Source organism: Parabacteroides sp. B2-S-102 (assembly GCF_023656665.1).
In the GTDB taxonomy this organism is placed as follows: domain Bacteria; phylum Bacteroidota; class Bacteroidia; order Bacteroidales; family Tannerellaceae; genus Parabacteroides; species Parabacteroides distasonis.
The window spans coordinates 219,925-235,928 of sequence record NZ_JAMOKM010000008.1 but is presented as its reverse complement, the minus strand read 5'-3'; the positions used below and the strand labels follow the sequence as shown (position 1 = coordinate 235,928).

At 42.4% G+C, this 16,004-nt stretch carries 18 protein-coding genes; 13 read left to right on the top strand and 5 right to left on the bottom strand.

Going from position 1 to position 16,004, the window contains the following annotated elements; genetic code table 11:
• The 4 genes from NBH07_RS12655 to NBH07_RS12640 all read right to left on the bottom strand — a co-directional run.
• Positions 1 to 409, bottom strand: a 409-nt coding sequence (locus NBH07_RS12655; protein WP_250833520.1) for a CHC2 zinc finger domain-containing protein, incomplete at its 3' end; no start/stop codon positions are given.
• 269 nt (positions 410 to 678) lie between these two features.
• Complete coding sequence (locus NBH07_RS12650) at positions 679 to 1,920, bottom strand: primase-helicase family protein (protein WP_117748428.1); 1,242 nt, start codon at positions 1,918 to 1,920, stop codon at positions 679 to 681.
• Positions 1,921 to 2,196: 276 nt separating this feature from the next.
• Entirely contained in the window at positions 2,197 to 2,580 is a 384-nt protein-coding gene (locus NBH07_RS12645) for a virulence RhuM family protein (protein WP_117462103.1), read from the bottom strand.
• 4 nt (positions 2,581 to 2,584) lie between these two features.
• Positions 2,585 to 3,808, bottom strand: a complete 1,224-nt coding sequence (locus NBH07_RS12640) for a site-specific integrase (RefSeq protein ID WP_117748429.1) — start codon at positions 3,806 to 3,808, stop codon at positions 2,585 to 2,587.
• Between the two features lie 296 nt (positions 3,809 to 4,104).
• On the opposite strand from NBH07_RS12640, the gene NBH07_RS12635 reads away from it, so the two are divergent.
• Positions 4,105 to 4,980 (top strand): DNA adenine methylase, encoded by an 876-nt coding sequence (locus NBH07_RS12635; RefSeq protein ID WP_009018489.1) that lies wholly within the window; start codon positions 4,105 to 4,107, stop codon positions 4,978 to 4,980.
• A 231-nt stretch (positions 4,981 to 5,211) separates the two neighbouring features.
• Here the strand turns inward: NBH07_RS12635 and NBH07_RS12630 are convergent, their stop codons facing one another.
• The gene (locus NBH07_RS12630) at positions 5,212 to 5,394 is read right to left on the bottom strand and encodes a hypothetical protein (protein WP_039848997.1); all 183 of its coding nucleotides are present in this window, start codon (positions 5,392 to 5,394) and stop codon (positions 5,212 to 5,214) included.
• A gap of 197 nt (positions 5,395 to 5,591) precedes the next feature.
• On the opposite strand from NBH07_RS12630, the gene NBH07_RS12625 reads away from it, so the two are divergent.
• The 12 genes from NBH07_RS12625 to NBH07_RS12575 all read left to right on the top strand — a co-directional run bounded on the left by NBH07_RS12625 (position 5,592) and on the right by NBH07_RS12575 (position 16,000).
• Positions 5,592 to 6,023: a hypothetical protein gene (locus tag NBH07_RS12625; RefSeq protein ID WP_009018491.1), complete on the top strand. Its 432-nt coding sequence runs from the start codon at positions 5,592 to 5,594 to the stop codon at positions 6,021 to 6,023.
• A gap of 194 nt (positions 6,024 to 6,217) precedes the next feature.
• On the top strand, positions 6,218 to 6,967 hold the full coding sequence (locus NBH07_RS12620) for a DUF4468 domain-containing protein (RefSeq protein ID WP_009018493.1): 750 nt from the start codon (positions 6,218 to 6,220) through the stop codon (positions 6,965 to 6,967).
• A 270-nt stretch (positions 6,968 to 7,237) separates the two neighbouring features.
• Positions 7,238 to 7,480, top strand: a complete 243-nt coding sequence (locus NBH07_RS12615; RefSeq protein ID WP_009018494.1) for a hypothetical protein — start codon at positions 7,238 to 7,240, stop codon at positions 7,478 to 7,480.
• Positions 7,473 to 7,718, top strand: coding sequence for a hypothetical protein (locus NBH07_RS12610; RefSeq protein WP_009018495.1), 246 nt, complete (start codon positions 7,473 to 7,475; stop codon positions 7,716 to 7,718). The genes NBH07_RS12615 and NBH07_RS12610 overlap by 8 nt, the downstream gene beginning before the upstream one ends.
• The gene (locus NBH07_RS22475; protein ID WP_009018496.1) at positions 7,715 to 7,846 is read left to right on the top strand and encodes a hypothetical protein; all 132 of its coding nucleotides are present in this window, start codon (positions 7,715 to 7,717) and stop codon (positions 7,844 to 7,846) included. The genes NBH07_RS12610 and NBH07_RS22475 overlap by 4 nt, the downstream gene beginning before the upstream one ends.
• Positions 7,847 to 7,859: 13 nt before the next feature.
• On the top strand, positions 7,860 to 8,000 hold the full coding sequence (locus NBH07_RS12605) for a hypothetical protein (RefSeq protein WP_009018497.1): 141 nt from the start codon (positions 7,860 to 7,862) through the stop codon (positions 7,998 to 8,000).
• Positions 8,001 to 8,042: 42 nt separating this feature from the next.
• On the top strand, positions 8,043 to 8,921 hold the full coding sequence (locus NBH07_RS12600) for a hypothetical protein (RefSeq protein ID WP_009018498.1): 879 nt from the start codon (positions 8,043 to 8,045) through the stop codon (positions 8,919 to 8,921).
• 20 nt (positions 8,922 to 8,941) lie between these two features.
• Entirely contained in the window at positions 8,942 to 9,223 is a 282-nt protein-coding gene (locus tag NBH07_RS12595; RefSeq protein WP_009018499.1) for an STAS-like domain-containing protein, read from the top strand.
• A 70-nt stretch (positions 9,224 to 9,293) separates the two neighbouring features.
• Positions 9,294 to 9,791, top strand: coding sequence for a hypothetical protein (locus NBH07_RS12590; RefSeq protein WP_009018500.1), 498 nt, complete (start codon positions 9,294 to 9,296; stop codon positions 9,789 to 9,791).
• 10 nt (positions 9,792 to 9,801) lie between these two features.
• Positions 9,802 to 10,371 carry a hypothetical protein gene (locus tag NBH07_RS12585; RefSeq protein WP_229045725.1) on the top strand — a complete coding sequence of 190 codons (570 nt, stop codon included), beginning with the start codon at positions 9,802 to 9,804 and terminating at the stop codon, positions 10,369 to 10,371.
• Between the two features lie 3 nt (positions 10,372 to 10,374).
• Positions 10,375 to 13,971, top strand: a complete 3,597-nt coding sequence (locus NBH07_RS12580) for a phage tail tape measure protein (protein ID WP_195318977.1) — start codon at positions 10,375 to 10,377, stop codon at positions 13,969 to 13,971.
• Position 13,972: 1 nt separating this feature from the next.
• Positions 13,973 to 16,000: a hypothetical protein gene (locus tag NBH07_RS12575; protein ID WP_250833519.1), complete on the top strand. Its 2,028-nt coding sequence runs from the start codon at positions 13,973 to 13,975 to the stop codon at positions 15,998 to 16,000.
• Positions 16,001 to 16,004: the final 4 nt, after the last annotated feature.

The following is a 16,004-nucleotide window of genomic DNA, read 5'->3' as shown; positions in this document are numbered from 1 at the left end:
CGGAAAGAGTAGGTATAGACGAGAAAGTATTACTCGAAAAACGGATTACAAGATACAAACGTGAATTAGAACGAATTACAGGCACACATATAGAAATTGGCAATGCATGTGTTCCATAGAAGAAAGATACGGGACGGATGTGCGGTACTCGCTCCGCTATCTTATTGAGCAAGTAAGGCACATAGTCGGTTGCGTATAGTTCCTCTGCCAATGCGATGATGTTGCCGCCCTTGCCAAGTCCGAAATCGTACCACTTGTTAAGCTCGGTGTTTACCTTGAAAGAGGCATCCTTTTCTTCTCTCAACGGTGATTTGTACCAAAGGCTGTTGCCTTGTTGTTTGACGGGCGTATAGCCCAAACTTTGCAGATAGTCTGCAATGCGTATGTTCTTTACTTCCTGTATGTTCATAATTTTCCTATGGTTTGATGATGATTGTAAAACCGATGAATTGATGAATGTGTATGACAAACTATTGGATAACAATATTATACATCCTCATCATAGTTTCATCAAAGCACTTACCAAAAGAGAAAATCATCATTTGCCATATAGCGTATGGTCTGCCTGACCTGTTTCCTTTTTTCATCAGTAAGATGTTTTTGATGAATGTTTGATGAGAGTACAAACCTTTATATATCAGTGTAGTTATATCCTTATTCATCATTTTATCAAAATAATCAGAGTGTTGTCAACTGTTCTCTTGTTACGGTATAAAACCGTCCTATCCTCCGTATGGGAGAATAGCGGCACTCTCGGGTATAGTCCACTTGATAGGTGTTGTAAGTAAGCGTATTCGGTGCAGGAGTTAATTTCCAGCACTCCTGCAATACCTTACGGACTTGGTGCTTCTCCACCTTTACCTGTGAGTGTACCAGCAAAAGAAGAAGGTCGTTGTAGCAGAAAGAGAAAGTATCCGTACCAACACTATCCATGATGTCAAGGATAAGTTCTTGCATCTCTATCTCCAATCGGTTGCGGTTGCTGCGGATTATCTTCTGTAAGGCTTCTGTATGCAGCAAGGATGGGGCAAACCACATACGGCTTTCCTTTTCGGAGGATAGCTGTCTGTGTTGCAGGAAATGAAGAAAAGCGGGTATCTCCGCTTTCAGTTTTTGCAGAAAGTCGGTATCATCGGACTGCAAGCGTTCAATCTTGCGTACCCAATAGCGTGTTTCTCCTGCATCTATGATTACGGGCAGATACTCGTTGTTGGAGCATAGCACGAACTTGGCAAAGAACGCTATCTCGTCACGGTCTTTGCCTTTAGCTTCCACCTTATAGGATAGGGTTGTACTGAGGTTCTTCAACCTCTCGCTGTCCTCCCTGCGGTTGAGCAGCACCTCATCCACCACGATGAGGAGCTTTCCTGCCCAATCGGAATTGAACTGGCTGCGGAAATCCTCGTTGGTGTTGAACGTGACATTGTTCTGAAAAAGGGCTTTCAGAAAGTTGAGAAACGTACTCTTGCCTGTGTTGCGTTCTTCAGATACCAACAGCAGGATGGGCAACTTTTGGATGGGTTGCAGGTAGAGCAGTTGCAGATAGTCCATCCCCAACTCGTATTGCTCTCCGAAGATGTGCCGTATCAATGATTGGATGTGCGAGAAATCACCCTCCTTTGGTCGGTGGTCTATCGGTTCATAGAGGTTAAGGAACTTACCGACCACAGGGCGGTAGCCGATGTGTTCGGGTACGGTGCAGAAACCGTCATACTTGGGAACGCTGCCGATGTAGTCCTTGCCATAGTCTTGGCGCAGGGTCTCGTTGTTCCACGCGATGCGTTTCTTTACATACCCTCCGTTCAGTCTCGGCTGCTCCACAATCTTGTAGAGCGATGTTCCCACTCGGATGAACTCTTCTTTTGCCACGCTGCCATCTGATGGCGGCTTGTGGCTGTCTTGTTGTTTGTTAGCTGACATAATCAAATGGTTTTAAGTTTGAAAAATACCAGCCACAAAAGTATAATCATTTAATGAATAGGTTGTTACGCAAAATACAGCAGAATATAGAAAAAAGCCCCTCGGAACAAAAACTTTCAAAGGTTTGTCAATGGAGTCGGATTGGAAAGACAAAAAAACTCCCGAAATGCGAATGGTCGGATTTCGCTTTTCGGGAGAAAAAATCAGAGTATCTGTCGTATTGTTGTGCTGACGTACAGATTTAATGACTGCATTACGTCAGTCTCTCATCCCAATCTACGAGAGGTATTTGGGCTTGACTATTTCGGCATTGCCCAACGAAAAGAAGATGGTTTGTTTCTTTTTTCGCAAGTACAGCCTTTTCATGATGGCATTGCGCACCCGCTTTGCTCCGAATGTGCCGAAGTGGAAAGCGAGGGCAATTATCGTTTCAAGGTTGTAAAACTCCATGCTGCACTTGTCGGATAGGCGTATGGTACGCTTTATCTCGTACTCCCTCAATGCGCCACTTTTGCAAAGAGCCTTTATCCCTGCCCGAACGGTCGGGGCGGTGACACCGAACAAATCCAACAACTCGGATTCGTTCATCCATACATCGGTTGTGTCATTTGGCAAAATAACATTGCCGAACTCGTCTATTGTGATGGTACTTCTTTCCATAGCCCTATGCCATTGTTGTGTTCCCAAAAGATTGGTTCAGTTTGTCACCGAACATTGTAAGGTCGTGGTCTATCTTCTGCGTGGTTATTTTCGCATAGAGTTGGGTTGTAACGATGTTCGTATGTCCTAACACACGGCTGACGCTTTCAATCGGCATACCTTTGCTTAGAGCAAGGGTTGCGAACCCATGCCTCGCACAATGGAATGAGATGTCCTTTGTGATTCCGCACTCTTTTATCATCTTTTTCAATGGCTTGCATATAGACCAATAGTTCAGATTCGGGAAAACGGACTTGTCCGTTTGGAACTCCTCGTAACGCTTGATAATCTGCAAAGGGATGTCAAGCAGTTTCACTTGGAACGGGACTTTGGTCTTGTGCCGTTTGGATAATATCCACTTCTCTCCGTTCACCTCCACTATATCATCGGTGGTCAGTCCCTTGACATCCACGAATGACAGTGCGGTAAAGCTGGCAAAGACAAAGATGTCACGGATGTAGGAAAGTTTGGCATCCGCAAATTCGTGTGTCATCAATGTTTTCAGTTCTTCTTCCGTCAGATACTCACGATCCTTTATGTTAGGGCTTATATGGAACTGCGCAAACGGATTTCTCGGTATTAGTCCGTTGAAGTGCGCACGCATGACCACACCTTTCAGCCACATGCAGTTAGTCCATATACTGCCATTCTGCAATCCTCTGTCGGTGGAAAGGAAAACGGCAAACTCCTTGATGAAGTCGGGTGTCAGTTCAAGCATAGACAGGTCGCTTCGCTTGTAGTTAGCCTTGATGAATGCCGCCACATGGTTTCTTGCACGAACCCTTGCCATGTAAGTTCCTTTTACACGGTCCGTCCCCACACGCTTTTGAAACGTTGCGTTGTCCTTGTCAAACGCTCCAAGCAGTGTTTCATACTCGCTGCCGATTCCTTGATAGGCATTGCGCACCATTTCTGCCGTAACATACGCCTCTCTGTCTGAAATGCGCTGGTAGTGCTTGATGATTTGCGCCTTGATGTTGTCTAAAGCGTGGTTAATGTCCCTCGCTTCAATACTCTTGCCTTTGGCTCTGTTGCCCTTCGCATCCCAAAGCGCTTTCGGGATGGTCTGCTTGCAACTGAACTGCGCCACAGAACCGTTGATTGTCACTCGTCCCATGATGGGGACAATACCGTTTTTCTCCTTGCTGCCGTTCACGTAGAACAGCACTTTGAATGTACTTCTTGCCATACTCGTTTTTTTGTTTGCAAAGTTAAATATCAACGAGTTAAACCTTGCTACGCAAAACGGTGACAAACGGTGCAATAGCGTCCTACATGTATTAAATCTTACATCTTCTTGGGTAATGATTTGCAAACCGTTCTCCTGCTATATTCTGCTTTTCCTTGCATTTTCCGCTTTTTCGGTTTGACCTCATCTGACACCGTAACGACATTGGTACAAAGTCTTTTAGCGTCATTTCTCCCATCTCTCTCGGTTGTTCCAGCATTTTATGGTAACTTTGTGGAATAATATAGAAAAAGATGATGCCTGATCGATTTTATTCTCCATTAAGATACCCCGGTGGTAAAGGCAAGGTGGCAAACTACTTTTCTAAATTATTTATCGACAATAATTTAGATGGAGGTACCTATGTAGAACCTTATGTAGGAGGAGGGTCTGTTGCCTTGTCTTTACTATTCAATGGGCTTGCAAGTCATATCATCATTAACGACAGAGATAGATCTTTATATGCTTTTTGGCACTCCGTGTTATACCAGACTGAAGATTTATGCAGATTGATAAATGACACCCCTGTCAACATTGAGCATTGGCTACGACAAAAAGAAATTCAACGACAAAAAGTAAATGTAGATCTGTTAGAGTTAGGTTTCTCCACATTTTATTTAAACCGAACAAATCGCTCAGGGATACTCAATGGTGGAATAATTGGAGGTATGGAACAAACAGGACGTTTTCTTATTGACGCTCGTTATACCAAGCCAACCCTAATCAGTAGAATACAACGTATCGCACAATATGTAAATCAAATTCAATTATATGGTATAGATGCGGTTGAACTTGTGAAACAATTAAAGATCCAACTTAACGAAAAAACATTATTTTATTTTGATCCACCCTATTACATAAAAGGTAAAGGTCTATATATGAATTACTATACAGACAACGATCACCAAGAAATAGCCAATGAAATAAGCTCTATACAAGATCAAAAATGGGTTGTTTCTTATGATTTTGTCCCTTTTATCGCAAAACTATATTCTCATTATCGGACTCGTCCCTTTGACTTAAATTATAGTGCCGCAAAAGTTGGGAAAGGAAAAGAATTAATGATTTTCTCACCCAATATTAAAATATCTAAAGATAATTTATTGGGAAATGAGAAATTCTTCAATGGATAAAATCTCACTTTCTTAAAATATTTCATCTTCTTTACAAAAAGATTAGATATCAAATATATCGAGGGCTTACAATCTACAAGTCAGCACCTCTGAAATAAAGGAAAATAGCGGAAAGATCGGTGTATTAGCCAGTGTAGTAGGTATAGGCGCTTCAACCAAAGAAGGAAGCAATGGAAATGAGGCGAACCGAATAAGGTTCAAGTTACCTGTTGTTTTGCCTTATAAGAAACCTTATTGATGCCTTTTTCCTTGGGATGTCATACCGTCTTTTATATACAATTCAATGTCTTGGGCTGAATCGCTGACAGTAAAACCTTTATCCCGTCCTTCGTGGGCTTTAATGGCATACTTAACACAACGTTCACGAAGACGTTCCTCTTTACGTTTGCGAAAATAATTGATTATTGATTTCATAGGAATAACATTTTCCACAAAAATACGTGGAAAGCATTGTGTTACCAAAAACTTTCCCCATCTTTACGAAAAGATTAGAAACCGAGTAGAACCGAGTGCATGCGGTGACCTTCGGAAAAGATATGCCAATTGGTTTTTTAATGGCCTGTAAAGTATGAGGATGCACCCTCAGAAATACAGGCTATTCTCTTTTGATAATGTTTACAGAAAAACAATACGAGATAGCGGATAAGATACTTGCCACGGTGAAACAAAATGCTGGTCGCTGTAATATAGACCAATTTTATAATGGCCTTCCGGACTATGATAATCACACGATGGATTATGAGTATATGAAGGAGACGCTGATGAAGCGGTATCATGCGATCGAATATATGGGAAAGGATGAATATTGGCTGATACTAACCAATGAAGGAGAAAGTATTGCTACTATTGGATTGAAAAAACATCTGCAAAAGTCAGCAGATAAAGAAGAACTGGAAGATAAAAAATTAAAACTTGACGTGGCTAACGGCTGGGTCTCCTTGTTTAAATTCGCTTGGTGGGTCTTGGCCGCTATAACAGGTGCCGTAGTAGATAGTTTAGCAGGAAACCCGATAGGAAACCTAATACGTAGATTAATCGAGTAGGTCTGATTGCGTGTATCATATTTTCTATGCGAGTGATACGACGGCTTAACGACAGCTGCTCTTGTCTGATTTTATAGATATCGTAATCTGTTGTATTCATATCGCAATTCTTTTCCACAAAGATACTTGGTTTCTTTGCCATATCAAAAACTTTTCCCTACTTGCGATCCATAATAATCAATACAAAATTAAACATGAAACACCTAATCTGTATCTTATTTGTTACACTACTTAGCACAAACGCTTTTGCACAAGATTTCGAAATTGTAAGAAATCCTATGTCGCAAGAAGAATTTAAAGAATTTATCTACCAAAAATATTCAAACTTTGAAAAAAGGAAGATAGAAGATAAGAAGTTACCCAAATTAAAAAAGGAAGATATGATTGAAATATTGTCTTCAGTACCTTTTAATGATGATGGAAGTTTTACTATTTCTTACGTCAGACAAGTTGAAGGGCTTGGTAAAGGAACACTATACGACAATATCTATCAATCATTGGTTGATGTTTTCGTTAGTGCTAAAAATATTTTGCAAATGCAAGATAAAGAAACAGGTATCCTTGTTTGCAAAGGTATGACTGAAGGTTATTTAATTTTCAGTATGGGGTTAATGGGTAAATATGTAGGAAGTGTACCGATACATTTTACATTGAAAATCCAAGTACGAGATAATAGGTACAAAATAGATTTATATGATATTTATGTAGAGAAAGGAGATTTAAATGAAGCCGAAGCCCCTATAGAAACTTACTTGACTAGGGATTTTTATTTAACATCGTTTGTTTCCGATGGACTAGGACTTACTAAAAGTAAACGAACAGATGCCCATTACATAAATGTAAGAACACAAGTCCTACTAGAACAGCTATATAGGCTATATCAGATTGAAAATAACATATTCAATGGAGTGTCTCAGCTAAAAACAGAGGAGGAAGATTGGTAGATTTCTTTTAATTAGCATTGCCATCTCAAAAACTTTTACCATATTTGCATCAGCTAAAGTCACGAACGTTTGTCGTTCTCGTTGAGCATCGGTTATTGCTCGGACATATTTTTGATAGTCAGGGCTTTTTTATGCCTTACTTTGTTGTATAAAAATATTGGCGGTTGCCTTTCCTACAATTTTCGTACCTTCGGGAACGTAACGTTGTGACTTTAGCGAGTGGAAATGGCAGCCGCTTTTTTTCTGCCCATACGCTAAAGTCACAACGTTATGAAAACAAATTCATTAACCGTATCATCTTCCCGGAGCCGGGAACATGATCTCTTTTCTTGGACAACCGTCCAGAAGTTCTACAACCTGTTGCCTCTTGGTATCGCCTCCTGTAAATCCATTTACGAGGCTAAAATGTACACGGTAGCTTTATTGGCTATGCTGTCTCCAGTGTTCTTACCACTGGTCATCGTAGCTTGGTTCGTTTATAACTCAGCGAAGAAAGGAGGCCCAAATGATTAGACTGGAAGATATATGTATATCAAACCTAATGCTGGATGCGATCAGATATTGGCAGGAAAATGATAAAGGTGGGTTAGAAGAAGATGTTAAGGCCATTGACAGCGCTATCACTTTCATTGCATGCGAGCATGATGCCCCGGGTGTACTTTCTGAAAAAGAATCATTGTCGCTTATTGCGGCTCTAAGTTTTCTGAAAAAAAGATTATGTTTGTTTGAAGGAAAGGAGGAACCGAAATGAAACTCCAAGAAGCCCTGCGCCTACTCGACATCGTTACCGATGTAAACGGACAATATAGTAAAGAAGAACGAATGCATGCCGCCATGAGATTGGAGGAGCTGTTACGCTTGCTTCTTCCAAAAGAATGATTATATTTGCAGTATGCTGACATTTGTAGCTATATTAGGTTTTGTTATGCTGATCGGTGCGGCTCTGAATGAAGTGCGTCACAGCAAAAACCATATAAGCAAGGTTATAGCTGGTGTGTTGATTGTTTTGCTATTATTTATTTTGCTTTTTTAAATAGAAACTGATAATATTCAGCAGATAAAAATTGTTGTATATATGAATAATGTTCTTCAAAACATGGATAATACGAACATATATTTTAACTCTTTGAAAAGAGCGGATTGGCTGAGACAAATCGCTACTATCAGGAATGAATATAAAAAAGAAAATTATCAAAAACAAATAACTTTTGTTTTTAAGGATACATTGTCTCCTGAATTATTTCAGCCTATTCATGTTGTTACAATTGCATGTTTGATTGAATTTTTAGTTAATGTAGAAGAACATACTATACGGATATCAAATGAATCTATAGAGAAGCTGTTTTTTGAAGATCTTAAATTTAGAGAGTATTGGAATTACAGTAAAGATCATGTGGATTCTGAAAGTGATAATATATTTAATTTATGGCGTATAGTTGAGAATCAAAAAGACGCATATGCAATAGAGGTAGAACAATATTTTAAAAAGAATTTCTTTAGAGGTAAAGACTTAAGTATAATTTCGCTTAGCATAGTAGAAGCATTTTATAATGTTTTTGATCATGCTGATGCAAATGGTAATGCTTTTTCATTTATTAAATATGAAGGACAGGATGAAGTCTTGCGTGTAGCTATTTGTGATTTCGGGAAAGGTATATCAAAATCTGTCAGAAATTTTGATTCCACTATAATATCAGATAGCGATGCTTTGAAAAAGTCTATAGAGGTTGATTTTACAGTTGGATCTAAGGTTCATAATAAAGGAAAAGGCCTAGATAATATATTATCGTGCGCTGATGCAGTAAGAATAATTTGCAATACAGCTCGTTTATTAAAGAAGCATGAAGTTAAAATTGACAATATTGATTTTGATTTTAATGGGACGTTGATATATTTCGAATTATATTTAGGAAATTTGGAAGAAGAAGAAATTTTAGACGAGTTTGATTTTTAACTAAATAAAAAGAGGATACTATGTGTACAATTAAACTTTATGACGTGATGGAAGGAAAGGATTTTCCTATGGCAGGAAGTAGTCTCTATGATATAATCAGAGAGAATATGAATTCTTCGGACAAGATTACCATCGATATGGAAGGTGTGTCTTCTTTGCCTTCTATGTTTTTAAATGTTTCAATTGGTAAGTTTATAGATGAATTTGGTTTTGAGACACTTAAGAAGAAGATTTCATTTACAAAGATAACAAAATTGCAAGCTGAACGCTTGACTGATTATATCAGTAGGTATAAAAGGTGATTAGTAGTTTTCATATGTCCTTTAAAAGCTCCCTTCGGGGGGCTTTTTTTGTGTCTATAAATTGGATGTTATGGACATATACAATCACTTTGAGTATTCGGAATGGATCGCTAGGCATCTAGCCGCTATCGGTCATACGGACGGGGAATGTCATTTCCTCCGTAGTGACGAGGTAGAGGAAATCTCTGATCTGGAAGAACGTATCTCCTCTATCCGGGATCATGTATTAGTCGCCATCGACGGGCTTAACTCGGATTTCTCTTGGCTTAACAATGACAACCTCGTAAATATCCCACAATATTTTATCGCCCTATTAAAGCAATGCGAGGCCGGGAATATCGACGGGATTCACTTTGCGAAAGCGGAATGCAAGGATCTTCTCATGCAGATCGTCTGCCGGATGATGCTCGACTGGAACGAGGAACGTAACGGGCTTCAGTTCCTAGAGCTAAACAGCATGACCTTTCGGGGCATAGGTCCCATGGGAGATAATTTCTATGGGGTGATGTTAGGCTTCAACCTAAGAAAGCCTATCCCCTTCTCTATCGACCAATCAATGTGGGTATGATATGGGAGTCATGAAAAGATTGAGCGAGCAGATGCGCACGCCTAAACGCAAGAACTCCCTAATCGGAGCGAGGGAAGGATTACCCTTCGAGATCTCGCTAGAGTCAACCAGCCGGATCGCCCGGTATGAACGTAGGCAGGATAAGGAGAAATTGAGACAATTTAATTCTGAGGTAAAGGAATGGATGGGCTACATAATCCAAGACTTGAAAGGGAATATCGCCTTGCTTGTCCAGAAAGATGAGTTCCTATCGGACTCCCTAGAACCCAGAATTTACAAAAGTAAAGGAGAGACCGAACGAGTGGGATTCAGTTTCGCCCGTGAAGGTATCTATATCCATAGGGGAGCCGGACGGGGCCAAGGTGGTTTCCGGGGCGGCTCTAAATGGACGGACAAATACGGGAAACTGAAAAAGACCAACCCGGATTCTTTCTACCTGATGGGAACCGGCAACCGCCACCCGATCCGTTGGTTCGATCCCATCATCGAAAAGAATCTTCCCAAACTGGCAGACATCGTAGCGGACTACGCCGCCGATATGCAAATCGACGCATCACGAATTTTCATAGATAAAGATTAGGATATGGCAGGAGATTTAAACAGGAGCATCAAGATATATCTGGATAACTCCGACGCAATGACTAGCGCATCGGAGTTAGAGACGAAAATCGGGGAACTGGAGAAAAAGCTACTCGATCTCCGAGCAGCGGGAGAAGGCAATAGTAAGGCGGCTAAGAAAATAGAACGTGAGTTGACTGCCCAAACCCAGAAGATGCAAAAGTATAAGCAAGAGGTCGCTGATACGGAAAGAGTATTGAAGAACCTAAGTGGAGCTACTTATAATGACTTAATAAAGACAAAGAATAAAATTTCAACGGAGCTGAAAAAAGTAACTCGTGGTACCGCTGAATATAACACTAAACTAGAAATGCTGAAACGCATCTCCAAAGAAACCGCACTAGCCCAACAAGAGATGCGTGTAGAGATCGGTTGCCAAGCCTCGGTCTGGGGACGTGCCACAGATTTCGTAAATAAATATATGGGAATCATTGGTACCGCAGTGGCAGCCATTACGGGTATTACTCTTACTTTCAACAAATTCCGTGAAGCCCGCAATAAACTGGAAGAAAGCAAGGCCGATGTAAAAGCTCTTACAGGCCTAGATGATGAAAGTATAGAGTGGCTTACAGATCAAGCAAAACGTCTTTCCACTACAGTTACCGAAGAAGGTATCCGCATACGCCAATCCGCTGATGAGATACTGGAAGCTTATAAATTAGTAGGTTCCGCTAAACCCGAATTGCTAGCAAATAAAGAGGCTTTAGCAGAAGTGACGGAGCAAACGCTCATCCTCGCCTCTGCCAGTGGCATGAAACTTACGGATGCGGTAGATGCCGTCACCTTGGCATTAAACCAATATGGGGATGGAGCTGATCAAGCCGCTCGATATGTAAATGTACTTGCCGCCGGAAGTAAATTCGGTGCAGCAGCCGTAGAGAGCCAGACCAAAGCTATAAAGACAAGTGGTGTCGCAGCCGCTTCTGCAAAGATTCCGATCGAACAACTGGTTGGAACCATTGAAACTTTAGGTGAGAAAGGTATCAAGGATGAGATCGCCGGTACCGGACTCAAAAAGTTTTTCCTTACCCTGCAAACAGGAGCTGACGAGACTAACCCCAAAATAGTCGGGCTAAATACGGCTCTGGAAAATCTCCGCAAAAAACAAATGGACGCTACCGCTATCAAAAAGATGTTCGGGGAAGAAGGTTACAATGTTGCCTCTGTCCTTATCAATGAAGCGGATAAGGTAGAATATTATACGAAAGCCGTAACCGGCACATCCGTCGCTTTAGAGCAGGCCACGATAAAAAGCCAATCTGCCACGGCTAAAATGCAACAAGCAAAAAACAAACTTAACGATCTTGGCATTGAGTTAATGGAGAAGATCAATCCATCCATTATCAGCGTAATGAATCAAACCGTGAACTGGACTAAAAAACTAGTTCTGATGGCTGACTGGATCAGTAAGAATACAGGATTAGTTATTTTTTCAACTTCAACTCTAGCTCTTTATACAGCGGTCATAAAATTAAATACATATTGGACGGAACTAAAAGGTAAAGCCTCCTCAAAAGCTGTATTGATAGAAAAAGCGAACGCCATCGCTATCCGTGCCTCCATAGCTTCCGAGTATGCGCTAGCTGCGGCAAAAGCCCTACTGACAGGAAATATCAAAGCTGCGACAATTGCCATGCGTAGTTTTTTAGTGACGTTAGGACTCAATCCAATTATTGCGGCTGGAGTAGCAATCACCGCTTTAGCTGTAGGTATTTATAAAATATGGGATAATTCAACTAAGAGTGCCCGGGCTTTAAAAGAGATGAACAAGGAGATCGCCACTGAACAGGCAGAAGCCTATACCCTATTTGACGCTCTCCAACGAAGCAACGCCGGAACAACGCAACGAAAAGAATTAATCGATGAGATCAATTCTCGATATGGAAAATATCTTGAAAACCAACTAACAGAACAAAGTACAACCGAGGATATCGCAAAAGCTTTAGAAATAGTTAATGAAAAGTTGCATGAAAACATAGTTTTAAAAACCATGCAGAAAGAGAAGGAGGATGTAACGACCACCGCCTTAAATAAACAAATTGATTTGATGGATCAAATGAGGGAAAAATCAAATCTGGGACAATTCGTTACCGACGCTATGCTTCGAGACGTAAAACGTATAACAGATGAAGGGATAAAGAACGGACGCTCATGGACAAAAACATATGATGATGTCATCTCTTACATTGACTACTACTATGGGGCCAGAGGTAAAGTCGATAAGGATTTCTGGGGAAGTTTACAGAGCTATATGACACAAACTTACCAATTAGCATCCAACCTCGATAAGATATCTCAGAAATACTCTCCTCTTCTGCCTAAAAAAACTGCAAACGAGTTGCCAGAAGTAGAAGTTATTGCCCCTAAAATAAAAAAACCGGATATAACCCCGGGACTGTCAGCGGAGCAAGAGAAAAAAATCACAGACGCAAAGCTGAAAGAGGTTGATCGTTATATCGCAACCAAGAAACTAAAATTGACACAAGATTATACCGAGGGCCTAAGATTATATGATGATTATCAAACAAAACTTCAAGCTTTAGAGCTTGAAAAATTAAATAAACAATTAGCTATCTATAAAATAGGCAGTGACGAAAGAAAGAAAATTGAACAACTGATCCTTGATTTCCGAATTAAACTGATGGATAAATCCTATCAAGAATATCTCAAAAATTTGGAAAAAGAGGCCAAGGCCGATAAAGACCGTAAAGTCCAAAAAGAGAAGTTATACAACGGACTAAATAAAGATTTGCAATCTTTCGTTAAAACACAAAATGAGAAACAAGAGGAATTAGCGAAAAAGCAAGAAGAAACAGACAAACGAAGAGCACAAACCTTATTAGACTTCTCCGCTCAAGCTGGCCAAATCCTTGGGGAATCTTTAGTTGATTCTGAAACAAGTTTTGCTGACGCTATGGGGAACATTCTATTATTGACATTAGATACTCTTCGCCAAGTTGTAACAATGTCGATCGCAGAAACCACAATCCGCAATGTATCTAAATTAGGATTCTTAGGACTAGCAAAAGCCGCTGCCGAAATCGCACTTATCAACGTCGCTTTCGGTGCCTTGAAAGGCCTTATCAAGAAACCTAGTACATCTACCGCAAACGCAGGTCTTAAAGACAACACTACGCCGCAAACCGGACAACGAGTTGTATCAGACTCCACCGGTTGGTACAACGGAGGATTCACCGGCAACGGTGGTATACTTGAAGTGGCTGGTCCCGTACATCGAGAAGAATACGTTACACCGGCATGGCAATTACAAGATCCGATTTCCATGAACCATATCCTAGCCTTGGATGCCATCCGAAGACAAAGAACAAGCACAAATCCTCTTCCCGTCAACGGATTCGCCAACGGTGGATACAATGGACGCTCGGATGAAGAAAATGTAATGGTTTCAAGTAATAATCCGGAATTACTCAAAGTACTCACACAGCTACTTATGCTATTTTCCGAACTAAGAGCAAAAGGCATGAGGGCTTATGTCGTATACAGCGATATCGAGGCCGCCCAGAAGACATTGGACAAATCCAAAAAGATAGGAGGCAAATAAGATGGACATCATTCACGAATCCGGCAAGGCTTACGACCTAGGAGACATCCAATTGACCTTATCCCGGATGAACCCGTTCTTTAACGATTACGGAGAGCAGAGCTTACCGGTAACACTCCCTCCCACGGACAAGAATAGGGAACTACTCATCTATCCGGATAACATGGCCGGGATCAGCAAGGCCTCGCAGCGGATCAACGCCATGATCCAGCACGGGGTATTCTCCATCCCCTGCCGTCAAGCCATCCTGTCGGCGAACCGGAAGAGCGGGATCGAGACCAGTTTTTACTTGAATACCGGAGCGTTCTACGAGAAGATCAAGGATGTACCGTTATCCACGATCTTTGAGGACAAGGTTCTCAAGTTCGCGTCTGTCAGCAAGGCGATATCCTTCTGCCGGAACCTGTTCATTACACATGACGACCGATTCGCCTTGTTCCCGGCCATCCTAGAGTCCGGTTCTTTAAACGCCACCGGTGATCCGGGACCGGACGGATATCCCCGTCTTTACAACGACGTGGAGCGGACGGAGGTAGTCGATGAGAAAACGATCCGGTTGGCTCCGGGATTCTACATATCCCCCTTCATCCGTGGATTGCATCTATTGGAGGAGATATTCGCCTATCTTGGCTACACCTTGGAGGACTCCTTCTTTTCCCGCACCACCCCATTCAAGGACATGGTTTTTTTGAACAACACGATCGATACGATCGTAAAGGGCGAGATCCGATACTCCCAGATCGTCCCGGACTGCATGATCAAGACGATACTGGACGTATACCGGTATAAATTCTGCTGCGAGTTCATCCCGGACGAGACCCGCAAGACCATCCGTATCGTGCTATTCGATGAGAACCTGAACGAGACACCCTCCTGCGACCTCACGGATTGCGTAGCCGGTAAATATACCGTCAACCATCCCTCGAGCTTCAAGCAGTTAAAGCTTACCTGTGACCGGCTCACTCCACCGGAAGAGAAACAGGACAGCGAGCGCCCGATGCCAACGACGGGAAGAGCCACGGGGAACGAGAACGAGGAGTTCAGTACCTTGGTAGACCTATTAAAGAAATACCCGGACGTGGAGTATAACCAGATATCGGGTGAGTTTGTCCGGAGAGGTTACAAGGGGATCACGCCGGTCACGCAACGGATCGGTCTGGTCACGATGGATTATTACGCCGGCGGGACACTGGAGACGGAGAGCAAGGAATCCCCGGACGTGCTACCGGCGATGGTCTATACACCTACTTTTGGCAGCGGAGGAGCCGGGGCCATCCCGCATCTCGGGATTTATATAGGGACCGGAAGATCGTTGAACTCCTCCATCATCATGGATTCCGTGAATGACTCCACGTCTGAGGTAGCGGGCGAGGCGGAGGATAACGAGGAGTTGAAACCCATGCCGGCATTCGTATTCCATGCCGGGAAACTGGACTACGGGACGATCCTCAATCATGACGCCGAGGGAAACAAGCTCTGGAACTATACGCTCGCCTACCACGGCCCGGACGGGCTTTTCGAACGGTTCTGGCGAAATTACGATTCCCTGCTCCGGAACTCTCTGCTCGAGATAAAAGCGAGCATGCTTCTCAGTGACATCCAAAAGGTATCGCTCTCCGAGTACAGGAAAGTGACGATCGAGGGACAGGAGCTGCTTCCCTCCACCATACAATATAGCCCGGGTTCCCGGGAACCCTTGGAATCCACGTTCCTTACCACGAGGCTTTACGAGCCGGTATCCACGGCCATGACCGAGACGGAGCGGTTCGCCTCCCATGTATCCAAGTATAAATGGAAGGTCAACTACTCCCGGTCCAACGCCAGCGACAGCGTGAAAAGGAGATGGGTGTTCAAGGAGGAACCCGTGACCATATACTACGCCCCGCCCAGCGCATACCAATACGTGCAGGGCGGGAAATACCATCAAGCCACTTATCCCGTGCAATTCTATAGCCGTGGCTCCGCATCCGGGCCGACCGATCCGGAGGACGGTACCCTGACCGTGTGGCTCGAGCCCGTGACCCGGTAACTGT

What these genes read in the sequence shown, in the direction of transcription:
- NBH07_RS12585 (WP_229045725.1), top strand. Translation starts at nt 9,802, where the DNA reads ATGAAAAGATTGAGCGAGCAGATGCGCACGCCTAAACGCAAGAACTCC.
- NBH07_RS12650 (WP_117748428.1), bottom strand. Translation starts at nt 1,920, where the DNA reads ATGTCAGCTAACAAACAACAAGACAGCCACAAGCCGCCATCAGATGGC.
- NBH07_RS12600 (WP_009018498.1), top strand. Translation starts at nt 8,043, where the DNA reads ATGAATAATGTTCTTCAAAACATGGATAATACGAACATATATTTTAAC.
- NBH07_RS12595 (WP_009018499.1), top strand. Translation starts at nt 8,942, where the DNA reads ATGTGTACAATTAAACTTTATGACGTGATGGAAGGAAAGGATTTTCCT.
- NBH07_RS12575 (WP_250833519.1), top strand. Translation starts at nt 13,973, where the DNA reads ATGGACATCATTCACGAATCCGGCAAGGCTTACGACCTAGGAGACATC.
- NBH07_RS22475 (WP_009018496.1), top strand. Translation starts at nt 7,715, where the DNA reads ATGAAACTCCAAGAAGCCCTGCGCCTACTCGACATCGTTACCGATGTA.
- NBH07_RS12635 (WP_009018489.1), top strand. Translation starts at nt 4,105, where the DNA reads ATGCCTGATCGATTTTATTCTCCATTAAGATACCCCGGTGGTAAAGGC.
- NBH07_RS12610 (WP_009018495.1), top strand. Translation starts at nt 7,473, where the DNA reads ATGATTAGACTGGAAGATATATGTATATCAAACCTAATGCTGGATGCG.
- NBH07_RS12590 (WP_009018500.1), top strand. Translation starts at nt 9,294, where the DNA reads ATGGACATATACAATCACTTTGAGTATTCGGAATGGATCGCTAGGCAT.
- NBH07_RS12615 (WP_009018494.1), top strand. Translation starts at nt 7,238, where the DNA reads ATGAAAACAAATTCATTAACCGTATCATCTTCCCGGAGCCGGGAACAT.
- NBH07_RS12625 (WP_009018491.1), top strand. Translation starts at nt 5,592, where the DNA reads ATGTTTACAGAAAAACAATACGAGATAGCGGATAAGATACTTGCCACG.
- NBH07_RS12580 (WP_195318977.1), top strand. Translation starts at nt 10,375, where the DNA reads ATGGCAGGAGATTTAAACAGGAGCATCAAGATATATCTGGATAACTCC.
- NBH07_RS12645 (WP_117462103.1), bottom strand. Translation starts at nt 2,580, where the DNA reads ATGGAAAGAAGTACCATCACAATAGACGAGTTCGGCAATGTTATTTTG.
- NBH07_RS12620 (WP_009018493.1), top strand. Translation starts at nt 6,218, where the DNA reads ATGAAACACCTAATCTGTATCTTATTTGTTACACTACTTAGCACAAAC.
- NBH07_RS12630 (WP_039848997.1), bottom strand. Translation starts at nt 5,394, where the DNA reads ATGAAATCAATAATCAATTATTTTCGCAAACGTAAAGAGGAACGTCTT.
- NBH07_RS12640 (WP_117748429.1), bottom strand. Translation starts at nt 3,808, where the DNA reads ATGGCAAGAAGTACATTCAAAGTGCTGTTCTACGTGAACGGCAGCAAG.
- NBH07_RS12605 (WP_009018497.1), top strand. Translation starts at nt 7,860, where the DNA reads ATGCTGACATTTGTAGCTATATTAGGTTTTGTTATGCTGATCGGTGCG.